The sequence below is a fragment of the Streptosporangium sp. G12 genome (genome assembly GCF_052983175.1).
On sequence record NZ_JBRIQO010000015.1, the window covers coordinates 189,691 to 206,694 of the forward strand.

Annotated in this window: 13 protein-coding genes and 3 pseudogenes; 7 read left to right on the forward strand and 9 right to left on the reverse strand. The window is 68.1% G+C overall.

All coding sequences use genetic code 11. From position 1 onward, the window contains the following. The first annotated feature begins 95 nt into the window (after positions 1 to 95). On the forward strand, positions 96 to 1,628 hold the full coding sequence (locus ACVCAG_RS23605; protein WP_447190289.1) for an ISL3 family transposase: 1,533 nt from the start codon (positions 96 to 98) through the stop codon (positions 1,626 to 1,628). A 348-nt stretch (positions 1,629 to 1,976) separates the two neighbouring features. On the opposite strand, the gene ACVCAG_RS23610 is transcribed toward ACVCAG_RS23605, so the two are convergent. Together ACVCAG_RS23610 and ACVCAG_RS23615 are read right to left on the reverse strand one after the other, a co-directional pair. Next, positions 1,977 to 2,351 carry a cupin domain-containing protein gene (locus tag ACVCAG_RS23610; RefSeq protein WP_440085886.1) on the reverse strand — a complete coding sequence of 125 codons (375 nt, stop codon included), beginning with the start codon at positions 2,349 to 2,351 and terminating at the stop codon, positions 1,977 to 1,979. Beyond that, complete coding sequence (locus tag ACVCAG_RS23615) at positions 2,273 to 4,042, reverse strand: DUF4158 domain-containing protein (protein ID WP_447190290.1); 1,770 nt, start codon at positions 4,040 to 4,042, stop codon at positions 2,273 to 2,275. The genes ACVCAG_RS23610 and ACVCAG_RS23615 overlap by 79 nt, the downstream gene beginning before the upstream one ends. Before the next feature lie 121 nt (positions 4,043 to 4,163). Between ACVCAG_RS23615 and ACVCAG_RS23620 the strand changes: the two genes are divergently transcribed. Beyond that, positions 4,164 to 5,243, forward strand: coding sequence for a Mu transposase domain-containing protein (locus tag ACVCAG_RS23620; protein ID WP_447190291.1), 1,080 nt, complete (start codon positions 4,164 to 4,166; stop codon positions 5,241 to 5,243). After that, entirely contained in the window at positions 5,240 to 6,025 is a 786-nt protein-coding gene (istB, locus tag ACVCAG_RS23625; RefSeq protein ID WP_329431123.1) for an IS21-like element helper ATPase IstB, read from the forward strand. The genes ACVCAG_RS23620 and istB overlap by 4 nt, the downstream gene beginning before the upstream one ends. 101 nt (positions 6,026 to 6,126) lie before the next feature. On the opposite strand, the pseudogene ACVCAG_RS23630 reads toward istB, so the two are convergent. Together ACVCAG_RS23630 and ACVCAG_RS23635 are read right to left on the reverse strand one after the other, a co-directional pair. Continuing rightward, positions 6,127 to 6,471: pseudogene (locus tag ACVCAG_RS23630) on the reverse strand (DUF6924 domain-containing protein); the annotation flags it as partial. 192 nt (positions 6,472 to 6,663) lie between these two features. After that, positions 6,664 to 7,404, reverse strand: coding sequence for a DUF6461 domain-containing protein (locus tag ACVCAG_RS23635; RefSeq protein ID WP_440085881.1), 741 nt, complete (start codon positions 7,402 to 7,404; stop codon positions 6,664 to 6,666). A gap of 444 nt (positions 7,405 to 7,848) precedes the next feature. On the opposite strand from ACVCAG_RS23635, the gene ACVCAG_RS23640 reads away from it, so the two are divergent. Continuing rightward, a complete protein-coding gene (locus ACVCAG_RS23640) occupies positions 7,849 to 8,388 on the forward strand; it encodes a type VII secretion system-associated protein (protein ID WP_440085880.1) in 540 nt (179 codons plus the stop codon). A gap of 6 nt (positions 8,389 to 8,394) precedes the next feature. After that, positions 8,395 to 9,462 (forward strand): scabin-related ADP-ribosyltransferase, encoded by a 1,068-nt coding sequence (locus tag ACVCAG_RS23645; RefSeq protein ID WP_447190292.1) that lies wholly within the window; start codon positions 8,395 to 8,397, stop codon positions 9,460 to 9,462. On the opposite strand, the gene ACVCAG_RS23650 is transcribed toward ACVCAG_RS23645, so the two are convergent. The 4 genes and pseudogenes from ACVCAG_RS23650 to ACVCAG_RS23665 all read right to left on the reverse strand — a co-directional run bounded on the left by ACVCAG_RS23650 (position 9,374) and on the right by ACVCAG_RS23665 (position 10,940). Next, positions 9,374 to 9,745 carry a hypothetical protein gene (locus ACVCAG_RS23650; RefSeq protein ID WP_440085877.1) on the reverse strand — a complete coding sequence of 124 codons (372 nt, stop codon included), beginning with the start codon at positions 9,743 to 9,745 and terminating at the stop codon, positions 9,374 to 9,376. The two genes, ACVCAG_RS23645 and ACVCAG_RS23650, sit on opposite strands and share 89 nt — an antisense overlap. Then, positions 9,742 to 10,149, reverse strand: coding sequence for a YbaB/EbfC family nucleoid-associated protein (locus ACVCAG_RS23655; protein ID WP_440085876.1), 408 nt, complete (start codon positions 10,147 to 10,149; stop codon positions 9,742 to 9,744). Before ACVCAG_RS23655 ends, ACVCAG_RS23650 begins: the two co-directional genes overlap by 4 nt. A gap of 96 nt (positions 10,150 to 10,245) precedes the next feature. After that, a pseudogene (locus tag ACVCAG_RS23660) lies at positions 10,246 to 10,708 on the reverse strand (IS5 family transposase); the annotation flags it as partial. 106 nt (positions 10,709 to 10,814) lie between these two features. Further along, the gene (locus ACVCAG_RS23665) at positions 10,815 to 10,940 is read right to left on the reverse strand and encodes a hypothetical protein (protein WP_440085875.1); all 126 of its coding nucleotides are present in this window, start codon (positions 10,938 to 10,940) and stop codon (positions 10,815 to 10,817) included. A gap of 197 nt (positions 10,941 to 11,137) precedes the next feature. Between ACVCAG_RS23665 and ACVCAG_RS23670 the strand changes: the two genes are divergently transcribed. After that, entirely contained in the window at positions 11,138 to 14,098 is a 2,961-nt protein-coding gene (locus tag ACVCAG_RS23670) for a tetratricopeptide repeat protein (RefSeq protein ID WP_447190293.1), read from the forward strand. 421 nt (positions 14,099 to 14,519) lie between these two features. Here the strand turns inward: ACVCAG_RS23670 and ACVCAG_RS23675 are convergent. Beyond that, positions 14,520 to 14,681: pseudogene (locus ACVCAG_RS23675) on the reverse strand (IS701 family transposase); the annotation flags it as partial. A 433-nt stretch (positions 14,682 to 15,114) separates the two neighbouring features. Here ACVCAG_RS23675 and ACVCAG_RS23680 point away from each other — a divergent pair. Beyond that, complete coding sequence (locus tag ACVCAG_RS23680; protein ID WP_447190294.1) at positions 15,115 to 16,188, forward strand: methyltransferase; 1,074 nt, start codon at positions 15,115 to 15,117, stop codon at positions 16,186 to 16,188. The last annotated feature ends 816 nt before the right edge of the window (positions 16,189 to 17,004 follow it).

Consider the following 17,004-nt stretch of genomic DNA (forward strand, 5'->3'; position numbering starts at 1 on the left):
CTCAACCCCACACGCGATGCCGTCGGGACTGTACGGTTTTCGGCTCCGTCTCTCTTTCGGTGGTGACGGAGCGCCCTGACGCGTCACAGTGAGTCATGCGTGATGTCGATGAGCTGGTGAGTGTGGTGTTCGCGGGGTTATCGCCGCTGGTCGTGGAGAACGTGGCGGACGAGCGCGAACGGATTCGGGTACGGGCGCGAACCCCGGACGGCCCTGTCGCCTGCCCTGGCTGCGGTGCCGAGACCACACGCGTGCACGGCTATCACGAGCGGAACGTGGCTGATGTCCCGGTCGACGCACGCCGCGTATTCGTGGCGGTGCGGATCCGCCGCCTGATATGCCCGACGCGAGGCTGCCGTCAAACCTTCCGCGAACAACTCCCCGGCGTGCTGGAACGCTACCAGCGGCGCACTCCCCGCCTGAGCGGCCACATCGGCGCTGTGGTTCGCGAATTGGCCGGACGTGCCGGCACACGAGTCTTATCCGCCCTGGCCATGCCCCTGTCGCGGCATACCGCCTTGCGCATCCTGCTGCGGCTGCCCCTGCCGCAGCTTCAAGTGCCCCGCGTCTTGGGAGTGGACGACTTCGCCCTGCGCCGACGCCATCGCTACGCCACCGTGCTCATCAACGCCGAGACCCGCCAGCGCATCGACGTCTTGCCCGACCGCACCGCCAACACCCTCGAGGCTTGGCTGCGCACCCATCCCGGAGTGCAGGTCGTGTGCCGAGACGGCTCCGGCACCTACGCCGAGGCAATCCGCCGCGCCCTCCCGCAAGCGATCCAGGCCGGTGATCGGTGGCACCTGTGGCACGGCCTCGGCCAGGTCGTCATGAAAGAGGTCGCCGCGCACAGCGCCTGCTGGGCCAAGGCCGGCCCGCCCCCGCAGGACGGCCCCCGAGCACAAAGCACCCTGCAGCGCTGGCACCAGGTCCACGACCTGCTCCGCAAGAACGTCGGTCTGCTGGAGTGCGCGCGCCGCTTGAACCTGTCGCTCAACACCGTCAAGCGCTACGCGCGCGTGCCCGAGCCCGGACGGCTGCGACGCGCCCCGCAGTACCGGCCCACCCTGGTCGACCCCTACCGTGACCACCTGCGGCGCCGCCACGCCGACGACCCCGCCGTCCCCGTCCTGCACCTGTTCAACGAGATCAAGACCCTCGGCTACCCGGGCAGCTTCAACCTCCTGTATCGCTACATCACCCAGGGCCGCGTCGAAGGCGACCGCCCGCCCATCTCACCGCGCCACCTGGCCCGGCTCCTGCTCACCCGGCCCGGTAACCCCACCGTCAAGCAGCAGAACCTGCGTGACGAGCTCACCGCCACCTGCCCCGAAATGACCGACTTGGCCGGGCTGGTGCGCGCCTTCGCCGACCTGCTCCGACCGCGCAAGGACAATGCCGACCGCCTCAACGAGTGGATCACCACCGTCCGCGCCGCCGACCTACCCCACCTGCACTCCTTCACCCGCGGCCTCGACCAAGACCGCGACGCCGTCCATACGGCCGTCACCATGCCCCACCACAACGGCGGCACCGAAGGCGTGAACACCAAGACCAAGCGCATCATGCGCCAGATGCACGGCAGAGCCGGCTTCGCACTACTCCGCCACCGCATCCTCTTGGCCTAACGCTCCGTCACCACCGAAAGAGAGACAGAGCCGATTATGGGACAGAGCCGAAAACCGTACAGTCCCGCAGGGAGCGGGGCGCAGGCGGCATGATCGTCTTGACCTTCGCCCTGGTCGGCGACATCGTCGTGCCCAGTGATCGCGGCCGCTGCCAGGGCATGTTCGAGTCCGTGTACGGCGTGGCCGGCACCGTCGGCCCCTGCTCGAAGGCGTCTTCACCGACCAGCCGCGCTGGCGGTGGGCGTTCCTGGTCAACCTCCCCACCGGTGCGCTCACCCTGGTCATCGCCGCGCGGGTGCTGCCTGCCGGTATCAAGGGCGCTGGGAGGGCGGCGCCGAACCACACGTGCTACTGCGGGGCGGGGCGCTCAAGGTCGGCCGGAGTGGCACCGGGCGGGCCGAGGACGATGTCGCCGAACTCCTCGGTGACCGCCTGGAACAGGCCCATGTCCCAGTCGGTCTCAGGCGTGGCCAGATGCGCGGGCGTGCCCGTCCGGCGAATGAGCTCGGCGAACTTGCCGGGCGAGGTGATGTTGAGCGTGCGCGCGCCGTCGGCGCCGGCCTTGAGCGTGTGCGGGGTGTTCATCGGGATGGCGTAGAAGTCACCCGAACGTAGCGTGAAGGTCTCCGGGCCCGCCCACACCGTCAGGGAGCCGTCGATGACCCAGATCCGCTCCTCATAGCCGGTGTGCAGGTGCAGCGGCGTTCCGGCCCCGCCGGGCAAAGTGATCTCGGACAGGTCATGACGCCCGTCCGTCTCCTCTGCGGATGTGAGGATGGATAGGCGCAGGTGCTGTCCAAGAACGAACTGGCGGTCCTGCGGGACCGGCGGCGGCGAGGGAAATCAGAGGCGGCGGCGGGCTTGCGGACCAGCTGGCAGAACTCCGCCCGCTTGCCCTCCCACTGCTCCGGGGTGAACAGGTAGGTGCCCGGGTCGGCGTACCGGCGCGAGCCGGGCACGAACACGTCTCCGGAGCGGAGCCCGTCCCGCAGGGCCAGCACCACGCACAGCTCCCAGTAGTGGCGGAACGCAGTGTCATCACCGGCCTTGCGGGCCTTGGCCAGATAGTCGGCGTACCGGGCCGACACGAACGACGTTGGTGCCTCAGCCGGGACCTTGCGCCCGTGGGTGCGGTTCAGGTCCTTCAGCATCTGCAACGCGGTCATCAGATCCTGGGCGCCGGGCCCGCCCTGGAAGTCGATCACCGACAGCACTCTGGGGGTGAAGCGGCGCAGGTAGGTATAGGAGGCCTCCAGCGCCGCCAGCCGTCCGTGGTCGCGGGGCAACGGTTTCCACGACAACGAGGCGACCTCGCGGAGCTTGTCGAGTCCGATCTGGCCCCGCAGCAGCCCGCCGACCTCCTCGTCCGGGATGCCCGGGTCGTTCAGCACCGGCAGGATCACATCCATCAGCAACTGGCGGGCCTCGCCCTTCTTGGCCCGCTCCGCCAGGGCCTCGTCGGTCTTGGCCTTCGCGTGGGACTCGCGCGCCGACACCGCCTGGTCGAACAAGGCGATGACCTCGTCCAGCTGATCGACCGCGGATTGGGCGACCAGCGAAAGCAGGATCGGGTAGCGGCGCTCCTCCCGGCGCTCCAGGCCCTGCACCGTGGATCGGCGAGCCACCGTGGCCAGGAACCGGCGCCGCTCCCGGGGCAGCATCGACAAATCGAGCTGGTGGGCGTCCATCGCCCGCAGGTACAGCAGCTTGTCGAGCGACACCCCGATCACCGGGACACTCGCCTCGACCGCGGGCGTCGTCAGCCATCGCAGCCGGGACGTCCCGATCTCCGAATCCTCCACCAGCAGCCGGTCCAGGCCGGCCCGCATCGACCCGGTGAGCAGATGCCCGACCTTCTGGGTGGTCAGCTTCCCCGCCGCCGCGCGGGCCGTGGTCACCAGCTCCATCAGCGTGACCGCTCCGGGCCGCACGACCTGGGCGGACTGCAGGTGCTCCACCGCCTGCTGGAACAGCAGGCTCGGGGTGTCGTGCTCCATCGCCCGATCCAGAAGGAACTGCTCCAGCTCCTTCCACTGGATGCTGCCCGGCTTCGGGTTCTTCCACGTCAGGTACTTCAGAACCGCCTTCAGATGATCGCTGCGGGTCTGGGGCCGCTTCCGCGTCACCCGGTCGTACTGCTCAAGCATCCCGGGAAACACCGCCATCTGGCCCGCCAGCCGCAGCAGCGCCGCCTGCGGGATCCCCAGGAGGTCGTCGGGGACGTAACCGAGCCACGGCAGCGTGCACAGCTGAACGGCCAGCCCCAGCCGAGCCTCCGGACCCCGGCCCGGCGCGTCCAGGAACCCATGCTCGCGCGGCGTCAACGTGAAGTACTTGTTCAGCTCCTCGCGTCCGATGTCCGGGAACGACCGCAGACGCTCCAACTGCTCATCCGACAGGAACCGCGTCGACATCAACCACCCCGTACGTCACGGAACACACGAACCATGACGAACCGTAGTTGAGGAGATCAACAACCGTCCCGGAAACCCGAGTAACCGCAGGTCAGACTTATATCCGTTGGATTTCCGCTGTTTGCTACGGGGACCCCATATTAGAGGAGTCCCGACGGGCAAGGTCCGCTACGACAACCTCAAGGCTGCGGTCTCCGCGGTGCTGGGGTTCACCCGGGCCCGGACGGAGTCCGCCCGCTGGACGGCGTTTCGAGAGCACTACGGGGTCGAGGCGTTCTACTGCCAGCCGGGGATCAAGGGCGCCCACGAGAAGGGCGGGGTCGAGGGCGACATCGGCTGGTTCCGCCGCAACCACCTGGCCCCGATTCCAGAGGTCGGCTCGCTGGATGAGCTGAACGAGATGATCGACTGTTGGGACGAGGCCGACGAGGGACGGCGGATCGGGGCGCGGGCCAGGACGGTTGGCGAGTACTTCGCGATCGAGCGGCCGCTGCTGCGGATGGTCTCGCAGGAGCCGTTCGAGACTGGGCTGCTGCTCCCGGTCCGGGTCGATCGCTACAGCCAGATCACCGTCCGGACGAACCGGTACTCGGTCCCAGCCCGGTTCATTGGCCGCCAGCTGCGGGTGATGCTGCGCGCCTCCCGCCTGATCGTCTATGACGGACAGCAGGTCGTCGCCGAGCACGATCGGTTGTTCGCCAAGGGCGGCCGGCGCCTGGAACTGGACCACTATCTGGAGGTCCTGATCCGCAAGCCCGGCGCGCTGCCGGGCGCGACCGCTCTGGAACAGGCGCGGGCCGCGGGCAGGTTCACCCCGGTTCACGACACTTGGTGGGCGGCGGCCTGCAAAGCCCACGGCGACCGCGACGGCACCCGCGCGCTGATCGAAGTGCTGCTCCTGGCCCGTCACATTCCTACCGAGCATCTGGTTACCGGCCTGGCCGCCGCGCTGCGGGTCGGCGCCCTCACCGCGGATGCGGTCGCTCTGGAGGCCCGCAAAGCCGCTGAGGAAGACGAACAAGCTGCTCCTGAACCTGCCCAGCACGACAACCACGAGGCAACGGTGACGTTCCTGACTGAACGGCGCCTGGCCCAGCTTCCCCGCGACACCCGGCCGCTGCCCTCGGTGACGGCCTATGACCAGCTCCTCAAACGCGCCCGGCCACCCGGCGAGCGCCCAGCCCAAGGAGAAACACCATGAGCGTCCCCCACCGCGGCATGACCGAACAGGCCGCCCAGGCCTCCATCGACCAGGCCTGCCGGATGCTCCGCCTGCCCAGCATCCGCACCGCTTTCCCCGAACTGGCCGAGCAGGCGACCCGCGAGCAGATGTCCTACCTGGGATTCCTCGCCGAGCTCTTGCTAACCGAATGTGATGACCGTGCTCGTCGCCGCTCCGAACGTCGTATCAAGGCGGCCCAGTTCCCCCGCGACAAGTCTCTGCGCGCCTTCGACTTCGACGCCAACCCCAACATTGACCCCGCTACCATCCACACGCTCGCCACTTGCGAATGGGTGAAAAAGGGCCAGCCCCTCTGCCTGATCGGCGACTCCGGCACCGGCAAGTCCCACCTGCTCATCGCCCTCGGGACCGAGGCGGCGATGAAGGGCTACCGGGTCCGCTACACCCTCGCCACCAAGCTCGTGAACGAACTCGTCGAGGCCGCCGACGAGAAGGTCCTCGCCAAGACCGTCGCCCGCTACGGACGCGTCGACCTGCTCTGTATTGACGAACTCGGCTACATGGAACTCGACCGGCACGGCGCCGAGCTCCTCTTCCAGGTCCTCACCGAACGCGAAGAGAAGAACAGCGTCGCCATCGCCAGCAACGAGTCCTTCTCCGGCTGGACCCGCACCTTCACCGACCCGCGCCTCTGCGCTGCGATCGTCGACCGGCTTACCTTCGCCGGCAACATCCTCGAGACCGGCACCGACTCCTACCGCCTTGCCCAGACCCGAGCCAGAGCCGAACAAGCCAGCTGACCCGTGCTCGGTACTGGTGGGGTCGCGTATTCAACTGTCGCGAGTTGTCGTTCCCCTGGGCCCTACTGGTGACGTTCCGTGCTCGCCGGAGGCGTGGCGGTTCAGTCGTGGAACCCGCGGAAGACGCCGTCTGCGTCGGCGCTCTCGGCGAACTCGCCGAAGTCCATGTTGCCGATGGAGAGGTTGGCGTGAATCCCGGGGATCTCGGAGGGGATGACGCGCATCTCCCATGTGAATTCCAGCTCGATGACCAGGAACGGCATCTCCTGCGAATCGACGGTGACCTTGTCGGCGATGACGAGGATCGGGTCCTGGTAGCCGTCCGGAAGCAGGGCGAGGATCTGCTGCGCAGTGAAGCCTTGATAGGCGGGGTCCTCGACGACCTTCACCTGGCCCGAGAACTCCTTTGCCCAGCCGTCCTTGTCGATGTCGCCGAGCGTGTTTCGTACGGCCTGCCATCATTCCTGGTCAGAGAAGTCGGTACACACCACGAGCAGGGCGTCGACTTTGGGCAACATGTCCATCTGACGATCTTCGAGGCGATGCCAGTGGCTCCACAAGCTCACCGACGACCCTAGTGTCCGTAGTGGCGGTTGGAATAGGCGAGCACACCAATCAGTACCGCAGGCCCATGGGGGTTAAGCAGCGCCATGATCAGACTCAGGGCCGCCTGCCGCTTTCAGTTGCTCGAGTATAGCGCCGAGGCTCTTCCCGGGCTGAGGCTCTTGTGACGGTGGCAGGTCGGCGATCGCGCCCACCAAAAACGGTCCGTCCAGCAGATCGGCGGTGAACGTCACGCCGGTGAGGCGAGCCGCCATCGCAAACATCCGCGCGCCATGTCCGGACAGGTCGTCGTAGCGTTGATCCCAGTCCTCATCTGAGCCCTCCGCGAGAGGCAAACCGAACTCGCGCATGAGGCCGGCCAGCCGGTCGGTGTCGGCACCGGAGCGACGCTCGGGAAAAGTCGGGTCGAAAGCCGTGAGCACCATGCCGTCCGCGGCGTAATGAAAGTAGTCGCAGGCATAGTCATGCCGCAGGACGGACACCACGTCGGTGTCGGCCGACAGACGCTCCAGCGTCGGGTTGTCCGTCCCCGACCAGCCGCACGGCTCCACCGCCGCGCACCCATCGCCGGTTGCGACCACTCCGACATAACCACCTCCCTCACCACCCTTGGTCATCATCGTGAAGTCGGAGACTGCCAGCTTCAGCTCGGCGAAGTTCATCTGCGTGCTCGTGCGAGCGCCGAACCGGCGCAGCACCTCGGCCGGGTCGAGCCCACGCACCAAGGTCACGCAATAGATCTCGCCGAGCAGGTCGCCCCGATCGCCGTACGGCGGTTGCAGCCAGCGGAACGGCGTCAGCGCATCGATTGTCATGTCGCGATCTTGGCAGGCCCTACCGACATAGTCAGGCCCACTTTGCCCTTCCGCGCGCACCTGCTGCCCGAGAGCTCGGTTGTTGCCGCCGACATCACGGAAAGTCACTACCACGGCCCTCGGCATCGAGAACTCGCGATAGTCGAATAGGTGACTCCACCAGTACCGAGCCCATGACCACACTCACACAGCGTCACAAGAGCCATGTCCCGGACCCACGGCATGGCTCTCTTTTTCACTAACACTCCAAGGCAGTTGATCAGCAAATGGCTCTCAAACCGACCGACACGTGGCTCTCGGATCCACCTTCATAGCCAGTCGTCCTTGCGCCGGCCACCCACGGGGAGACGTCAAGGTGAGCGGTGAGTGACCTGCAGCCGAACGGCTGGTGGCGGGCCGAACATCCGCCGCAGCGGGAAGTAACGATCAAGTAGGCTGCCGATCGTGTCCGCGCCTCCCCCGCTCACCGGCCCCATGCGTGCCCAGGCGCGTTCGACGCCCGGTCGGTGGCTGTACGCCGTCGACCCGTTCTTCGACCCGGACGGCGCTGTCCCCCCGTACGGGGTGATCGGCGCGTGGCGAATCGACGAGCGCGGCGAGGTGAGCGAGGAGTTCACCCCCAACCCCGGCTACCGGCCCTCGCCGGTGTCGCTGGGCTTCGGGGAGCCGTCCGACCCGCTCGACGCCGCCGTCCAGCTGGCGGTGACCGGCTATTCGGACGGCGAAGACCTCATGGCGCTCCTGCTGGAGTCGGAGGTCTTCGTGGACACGGGCCCCGACGGGAGGATCCCGGTGTACGACACGAAAGTCGTCATGGCCTACACCTCTTGGGCCCATCTGCCGAAGGACCTTCCCGCCGGGGTGTCGGGCCGGCGGGTGCTGCGCGGCGTCGACCTGGTGGGCTTCATGCCCGAGGGCGTCGATCTCGCGCTCAACGCACAGGGGCGCGCGGGCATCCGTGTCCCCCGACCGCGCGGCCGCTGACCGGCCATGTCCCTTCAGCTGCCGCAGGAGCTGGCCGTCCCGCTCGCCTGGACCGGCTTGGTCGTCTGGCCGGACTCCGACGAAGACGCGATCCGTGCGCAGGGCACACGCTATGTGATGCTCTCGGCGCGGCTGAGGCGCTCCGCGCAGGACACCGAGGCTCATCACAGCCAGGTGTGGGAGCGCAACTCCGGCGACGGCGTGGACGCCTACCGCTCGTGGGCGCGGCGAAGCGCGCCGGCCGACCGGCTGAACCGGCTGGCCGACGCCCTGGAGCTGGTCGGCCTGGCCCTGCTGAGCGCGGCCTCGATCGTGCTGCTGTGGAAGCTCGGGGTGATCGCCCAGCTCGTCGCGCTGCTGATCGCCGTCACCCGCGCCATGGCCACGGCGGTGATGTCCCCGGCGGCCTCGCTGGTGGCCGTCGCCGCGCGTACGGCCGCGACCCGCGCCGCCCTGCGCCGGCTGCTGGAGGAGGTCGCCCGCTTTTTCTCGCGCGGCGTGGTCGACCCGCTCAAGCGGGCGGTCATGCTCCTGCGCGGCGGCGTCGGCCGCCTGCGTGGCCGCCCGGCGGACTGGGACCCCCTCAAGGTCGCCGCCAACCGCCACGTCGACGTCTCCGCGATCCGGCCCCGGCCGCGCTTTCGCGACTCCCTCCTCCCCGGTACGCGGCCGGTCTGGCGCACAGACGACCGTCCCCTCTACCGGTCCGACACCCGTCACCCCGACGAGATCTTCTCCCAGGGGCTGCAGCCGAGGAATCCCGCCAACACCGACCTGAACGGCTACGTCGCCTTCTTGGACGAGCGGGCCAGGAGTTCCGCCTTCGTCGGCACCAGCTACAACCGCGACATCCACCGGTGGTGGCACGAGTACGGGTCACAGGGCTGGGTGTACGAGGTCAGCACGCCCGGCGGCACCGGCATCCGGCTGCCGAACTCCAGTTACGACGAGGTCGTCTTTCCCGGTGGCGTCGCCCCCGATCACATCACGCGGGCCCGGCCGTACCAGATGTCCCGCCAGGGGGAGATGACGGTGGGCGAGTGGCTGGACAATCCTCGCGCACGGCCTGGCTGACGGCCTCCTCGCCGAGCTGCTCGGCCCGGCGGTACCCGACGTCCATCCGGCCCAGCGCCTGCTCGGCGTCCCCCAGGTCGGCCACGACCGACTCCAGCGACTCCAGCATCGCCTCGACCGTCTGCCCGAAGAGCCCGCCGACCAGACCGCCGATGGGCCCGGTGCCGAACATGGCCGGCGAGCCGCCGACGTCGTGAGCGCGTGCGGCGAGATCGTCTCGCACCTCCCCCAGCCCGCCGGAGGCCGTCCGAAGGCTGGAGGGGTGGACGTCCAGGGGTTTCATCCGCGGTTCTCGATCCGGCGGGCGAGATCGCCGATCTCGTGTGTGAGGGCGTTCATCTTCCTCATGGACGCGTCCTGGACGCCCTCCAGCGCTCGGGCCAGTGCCGCCACGTCGACGTGTTCGTGTCCGGCCTCGATGTTCGCGCGCAGGTCGTCCAGCGCGGCGTTGACGGCGACCATGATCAGGTCGCACAGCTCGCGTGAGCCCATCCGCATAATGCGCGGATCGACCTTCAGCGACGTGAGCCGGCACTGCGGGGAGACCGTCGCCGACACCCGCCCGTCCGCGGCCCGCCCCTCGCCGCCGCGCGGTTCCTCCTTCGGCGGCGGCTCCTTTCCCAACGCGTCGAGCCCGCGCCTGGCCTCGTCCAGGAACCGATCGAAATCCTCGAAATTCACGGCCACGGGTCGAGGGTAGGGACGGCGGCCTACGGCGAAGTGTCATCGGGGTGAACGGTTCGTGAGGGCCTGTGAGGAGGATTGGTACGGGAGTTAGAGCTGCTAACACAATGAGCTGAGGCGGCGCCAGCAGATCAGTGCGCAGCCGAGGCTGAGGAAGGCTTCGTGGATGTCGTCGCGGACTTCCCAGCGGATGCGCAACCGGCGGAAGTGGTGCAGCAAGGCGAAGGCCTGTTCCACGACCCAGCGCTGTTTCCCCAGGCCAGAGCCGTGCTCGGTACCGCGTCGGGCGATCAGCGGGCGGATGCCCAGGGCGCATACCTGCTTGCGGTACTTGTCGTGGTCGTAACCGCGGTCGGCCAGGACGACATCGGGCCGTCGGCGAGGCCGACCACGCTTGCCACGCACCAGCGGGATGGCCTGCAGCAGCGGGATCAACTGAGTGACATCGCCCGCGATTGCCGCCGGTCAAGATGACGGCGAGCGGGATGCCGGTGGCGTCGGTGATCAGGTGGTGCTTGCTGCCGGCCCGTCCTCCTCGACCTGAACCAGCAGACACTAACCGTCGAGTAACTCGCCCCCAACGACGCCAGACAGCTACCCGAAGTGTGTCCTGGCCTCCGCTTTAGGGCGGAGGCCAGGACCGGGGCGGACGGGATGCGGCGGTCGGGTTAGCGGTGGGTGATCCACCAGATGGTCAGCGCGATGGGGGCCGAGGCGACGGCTGCGGCGGCGCTGCGTACCGCGGCGGCCAGGGCGGCGCGGGTCAGGCGGCGCAGGAACGGGCGGTCGATCATGGGCGGTTCTCCTTACCGCGTGCCCCAGGCGCTGCTCGCCCGGGACGGTGCCCTCATCAAGCCTCTTCGGAGGGTTTTCCGGATCCGCTCGCATCGGCGCGGTGGGGCGGGCAGGGTGGGAGACCTCGGGGAATGGGGTGATGGGTGGCTTTTCCGGATGGTTTCGATCCGGATCCGGATGTACGAGAGGTAGCAGGGTGAGCGGCTCCAGCGATTCAACGGACGCGACAGGGGCAGCCGGTGCGGTGGATGCGACCGGCCGGTACGCCGCCGCGCTCCGGGCGTTGCACCAAGCCGCCGGCGCACCGGACGGCGCGATGATCCAGCGGCAGGCGGCCGCGCAGCGGCCGCCGTTGAAGGTGACGTCCACGTCGTGGAGTGATTGGCGCAACGGCCGCAACGTCCCATCTGACCGGAAGGTCGCCGACTGGCTGATCGTCTTCCTGCGCGGCCGCGCCCGGCAGAAATCCCCCACTTATGGTGCGCCGCCTGACGCGTGGTGGGAGGAGCTTCGACAGCGGGCGCGGGCCGAGCGCCGCCAGGGCCGTGGGCGTGGTGGGCGTCCCCCCACTCCTCACCCGCCGGCCCCCACCGTGCAGAAGGTGGAGAGCGAGCCGGTGCGGTGCTGGGTGGGGGTGGTGCCCCGGGCCGCGGACTGCTTCCAGACCCGCGAGATCGCCGACCGGCTCACCGAGGCCGCCGCCGGCGGTGGGACGGTGGTGGTCTCGCAGGTGCTGGCCGGGATGGGCGGGATCGGCAAGACCCAGCTCGCCGCCGCCTACGCCCGCCGGACGTGGCAGCGACAGGAGGTGGAGGTGTTGGTATGGGTGAGCGCGACCTCCCATTTGCAGATCCTGGCCGGCTACGCCCAGGCCGCCACTGAGCTCGGTCTGCCCACTGACCCCGGTGACGTCGAACGGGCCGCCAGGCGGTTTCTCACCTGGGCCCAGACCACGCCGGCGGCGTGGCTGGTGGTGCTCGACGATGTGCAGGACCCCGCCGACGTGCGGGAGCTGTGGCCCTCGGGCGCAGCTGGGCGCGTGGTGGTCACCACCCGACGCCGGGACGCGGCCCTGACCGCCCAAGGCCGCCGGGAGGTGGAGGTGGGGGTGTTCGCCAAGGCTGAGGCACGCGCCTACCTGAGCGCCAAGCTCGCCGTTCACGACCGCATCGACAGCGACACCGAGATCGACGCGCTCGCCGCCGACCTGGGATATCTGCCGCTGGCGCTGGCGCAGGCGGCCGCCTACCTGGTCGACGCGGGCCTGGATTGCGCCGGCTATCGGGAGCGGCTGGCCGATCGGCGCCGCACCCTGGCCGAGGTGGTCCCCGAGCAGGGCGCTCTGCCCGATGACCACCCCGCGATCGTGGCCGCGGCCTGGTCGTTATCGATCGACCGCGCCGACCGTGCCCGGCCCGCCGGACTGGCCCGGCCCCTGCTGCAGGTAGCAGCTCTGCTGGATCCGAACGGCATCCCGCAGGCCGCACTGACCAGCACCCCGGTGCTGGCCTACCTGGCAACCCAACGACGTCCACGGGCCACGAGGGAGGTGTTGGCTGCCGACGCCCGCGACGGGCTGCGGGTGTTGCACCGCTTCAGCCTTATCGACCACGACCCCACCGCATCTTTTCAGGAGGTGCGGGTCCACCAGCTCATCCAGCGCGCCACCCGCGATACCTTCTCCAGTGCCCAGGTGGCCGCCGTCGCGCGTATCGCCGCCGATGCCTTGCTGGAGGTCTGGCCGGATGTCGAACGTGATCAGGCCGGGCCTGTCTTGTGCGTCAACACCACCACTTTGGGCACCCTCACCGGCACCGCCCTATGGGAATGGAACGATGAGGCACACCCGATCCTGTTTCGCGCCGCGAGCAGCGTCGGCGACAGTGGACAGGTTCACGCAGCCGTCGCCGAATACACCCGGCTGCATGCCACCGCCATCCAGCTTTTCGGCCCCGACCACCCCGACACCCTGAACACCCGCAACAACCTGGCGTACTGGCGGGGGCAGGCCGGGGATGCGGCAGGCGCAGCCACCGCGTTCAAAGACCTCCTCACCGACCACCTGCGGGTATTGGGCCCCGACCACCCCAACACCCTGAACACCCGCAACAACCTGGCGTACTGGCGGGGGCAGGCTGGGGATGTGGCAGGCGCGGCCGCCGCAACCGAAGACCTCCTCACCGACCACCTGCGGGTATTGGGCCCCGACCACCCCAACACCCTGACCATCCGCAACAACCTGGCGCGCTGGCGGGGAGATGCCGGGGATGTGGCAGGCGCGGCCGCCGCAACCGAAGACCTCCTCACCGACCACCTGCGGGTATTGGGCCCCGACCACCCCAACACCCTGACCATCCGCAACAACCTGGCGCGCTGGCGGGGAGATGCCGGGGATGTGGCAGGCGCGGCCGCCGCAACCGAAGACCTCCTCACCGACCACCTGCGGGTTCTAGGCCCCGACCACCCCAACACCCTGACCACCCGAGGCAATCTGGCGTACTGGCGGGGGCAGGCTGGGGATGTGGCAGGCGCGGCCGCCGCATTCGAAGACCTCCTCACCGACCGCCTGCGGGTTCTAGGCCCCGACCACCCCTACACCCTGACCACCCGAGGCAATCTGGCGTACTGGCGGGGGCAGGCTGGGGATGCGGCAGGCGCGGCCGCCGCAACCGAAGACCTCCTCACCGACCACCTGCGGGTATTGGGCCCCGACCACCCCGACACCCTGGCCACCCGAGGCAATCTGGCGCGCTGGCGGGGGCAGGCTGGGGATGCGGCAGGCGCGGCCGCCGCATTCGAAGACCTCCTCACCGACCGCCTGCGGGTACTGGGCCCCGACCACCCCAACACCCTGACCACCCGAGGTAATCTGGCGTACTGGCGGGGGCAGGCTGGGGATGCGGCAGGCGCGGCCGCCGCATTCGAAGACCTCCTCACCGACCGCCTGCGGGTACTGGGCCCCGACCACCCCAACACCCTGACCACCCGAGGCCACCTGGCGCGCTGGCGGGGGCAGGCTGGGGATGCGGCAGGCGCGGCCGCCGCATTCGAAGACCTCCTCACCGACCACCTGCGGGTACTGGGCCCCGACCACCCCAACACCCTGACCACCCGAGGCCACCTGGCGTACTGGCAGGAGCAGGCGGGACTCGTATAGACGGCCAGGCAGCGGAGGCGATCACACGGTGTTCTTGAGCTCCGTATCGATCGCCGGCTCAACGCAACCGTTCCCATCGTCTCGTCGTCAGTAGTCCAGGGCACGGTCGACCAGGTCGGCAACCTCGGTAGGTGAGGGGGTCCCAGTAGCAATCGCGGAAAATCCAACGGATATGGGTCTGACCTGCGTGGATGGAAGCTGGACCCGCCGTCCCGTGATCGTGTTTCTCAAGGAGTTCCCGCAGGTCAGCAGCAACACCGTTGGATTCTGCTCCATTGCTACTGAGCCCCCATACGGGACGGTTCCGGGACCACTGCGGACGTGACAGGCACCCCCGAACAGCATCACGCCTTCTTATCCACTGAGTTCCGTCCCGGGTTCTCCGCGCTTCGGGACGTCGTTATCCACTGAGCTGGTAGCAGGAGTTCTTGTGTGGCACGTCGGCCAGCAGGGCGCACACCAGGTCGGCGAAGGCCTCGCGTGGTTCAGGCCGGGTGAACAGGGGGCCGGCGATGCGCGTGGTCAGCGCGGTCAGTTCCGTATCCCAGGACACGACGCGATCGTAGGTCAGAGCACACGTCACACACCGACGATGGACCAACTACGTACCGTAGCGAGCCAAACGAATCAAGATCTACGAATGTAGTACCCGTCACTGGCAGATTTTCCATACTCATAGGCAACAAACAAGTCTAATCGCATCATGTACAACAAACAAACGATGTAAAATTTAATAAAGCGACGCACGCTATAAGTCTTTGCGTCTTTCATGGGGACCGTCTATGGGGTCAGGCGGACCGCTCGCGCTCGGCGCATTGTGGTGTTCCCGCGACTTCGTCCGAATGCCTATCGTCGGAAAGCCGACGAGAAGAGCCCCGAGACAGCGGGGTCGTAGCCACGCGTGGCTTACCCCCCGCAGCGGCTTGAGCTAAGGCCGACTGTAGTGCTCGATCCCGGCAGCCATCCGTCGATCACGACCCGCGCGAATCGATGCCGGCCGCGTCGATCAGAGCGCGGTGATCGACGGTACCCCCGGCAGTCCCGCTGAACTCCTCACGATAGGTGGAGCAATGGAGCAGCAAGCCGCCCAGGTCATGGACATCCTTTTAGGATTTGTCAGGGCGCAGAGCATGAACACCGCCATCAAACTCGGCATCCCCGAACGGTTCGCCGACGGGGCGGTGAGCGCCGAGACGATCGCTAGCCAATGCGGGCTCGACGTCTGCGCGACAGTGCGACTGCTCCGCTGTCTATCGTCGGCGGGAATCCTTCAGGAGCAGCCGGGAAACGTCTTCGCGGCCACCGCGCTCACTCCGGCTCTTCGCGAATCAGTCCCGGGCAACATCGCCCCCTACATCCGTTTCGTCTGCGACTACGCTTTCACCCCCGCCCAGCACATCGACGACGTCGTGACATCGGGGGCATCAGGGGCGGCGTTCAGCGCCGCACACGGGCGGACGTTCTTCGAACTCCTGGCTCAAGATCGCGAAGCCGGGCGGATGTTCGACGCGGCGATGGCTTCCACCAGCAGTGGGTTCGTTGACGGCGTGCTCCGGCGCGACTGGTCGGGAGCCGCGAGCGTCGTGGATGTGGGCGGTGGCAACGGCTCGCTGCTGGCCGCTCTCCTCACCGATAGCCCGCATTTGAAAGCGACCTTGTGCGAGCAGCCTCACGTCCTCGCCGAGGCCGGGCCCGTCCTCGCCGAGGCGGAGATCGCCGATCGCTGCGACCTCCAGGAGTGCGACTTCTTCCAGGAGGTGCCCGCCGGAGGTGACGTCTACATCATGGCCCGGGTCCTGCACAACTGGGACGACGCGCACGCCGTCCGCATCCTGCAGCGGGTACGGCAAGCCCTACCTCCCACGGGCAGGCTCCTGATTGCGGAGCAGGTCCTCGCCGCGGCGGGTGCCACGCACTGGACCAAGACCTATGACCTGTTCATCAGCCTGTTGCTGACCGGCAACGAACGCACTGAAGACGAATGGGTCATCCTGCTGGCTCGCGCCGGTTTCACGATCGAAACCATCACCGCCGCCGGATGGCGGTGCCAGCTCATCGAATGTGTTCCCGACCCTGACTGGAGGATCTGAAACGGTGGTAGACACCATGCGGCAATGGAGCGGGCGTCGAGTCCTGGGCGCCCAAGTTTGGACGGCCGCCCAGCGAGTGATCTGCGGATCTGGCTGTGTGCACCACAGGTGTTGCGTCCGCTAGAGTCATCCTGACCGCTTCTGAGCTGCGGACTCGCACCTGCAACGCTCGTGGCACCCTGGAGAAACGTCGGCGATCACGACCCGGGGTTGTCTTGGGCGACACGCTCCAGGGCATATAGCCCGCCTAGCCGGACCGCAGCCTTGTCGCTACCGAGCTGCTCGACAGCTTTGGTGTACAGCTCGGTTACCTGGCGTTCGGTTGCGTCGTGTGCGGTGATGAGGGTGGCCAATTCTTGGTGGCGCTGACGGCGAAAAGCCAGCATCAGCGTGATCGCGGCGCCAATCCCGGCGCCGAGGGCCAGCCCAGTCTGGATCGCGCCCTGTCGCGCGGCGGCCCACGAAGGACGCGCACCGGGGTCACAGGCCGATTCCTCGCATGGGGTTGTCGCGCCATTTGTCGGCGGTGCGGATGTAGGAGTACTCCGCGGTCGGCTCGCCGACATCGACGAGGTCGCCGAGGAGATCGACGGTCTCGGGAGCGCCAGGTACGGGTGGGCGCGCGGCGGCCGACAGTCCTGCGCGAGGGTGCGGGATCGTCGGCGCTCACGGTCACCCACCAGACCCCTCTCCTTATTATCCGGGGAGTTTTTCCGGCGTTAGCCCGGCCCCTGCCCGGTGGTTATCCGGGGAGATCATACCGAGACTCCCCGGATAAGACGACTTATCCGGGGAGCATTGGCTCACGCGAGACCC

Excerpts from the sequence above, each read along its gene's own strand:
- ACVCAG_RS23645 (WP_447190292.1), top strand. The coding sequence starts at position 8,395 with ATGTCCCTTCAGCTGCCGCAGGAGCTGGCCGTCCCGCTCGCCTGGACC.
- ACVCAG_RS23615 (WP_447190290.1), bottom strand. The coding sequence starts at position 4,042 with ATGTCGACGCGGTTCCTGTCGGATGAGCAGTTGGAGCGTCTGCGGTCG.
- ACVCAG_RS23665 (WP_440085875.1), bottom strand. The coding sequence starts at position 10,940 with ATGATCGACCGCCCGTTCCTGCGCCGCCTGACCCGCGCCGCCCTGGCC.
- istB (WP_329431123.1), top strand. The coding sequence starts at position 5,240 with ATGAGCGTCCCCCACCGCGGCATGACCGAACAGGCCGCCCAGGCCTCC.
- ACVCAG_RS23635 (WP_440085881.1), bottom strand. The coding sequence starts at position 7,404 with ATGACAATCGATGCGCTGACGCCGTTCCGCTGGCTGCAACCGCCGTAC.
- ACVCAG_RS23605 (WP_447190289.1), top strand. The coding sequence starts at position 96 with ATGCGTGATGTCGATGAGCTGGTGAGTGTGGTGTTCGCGGGGTTATCG.
- ACVCAG_RS23650 (WP_440085877.1), bottom strand. The coding sequence starts at position 9,745 with ATGAAACCCCTGGACGTCCACCCCTCCAGCCTTCGGACGGCCTCCGGC.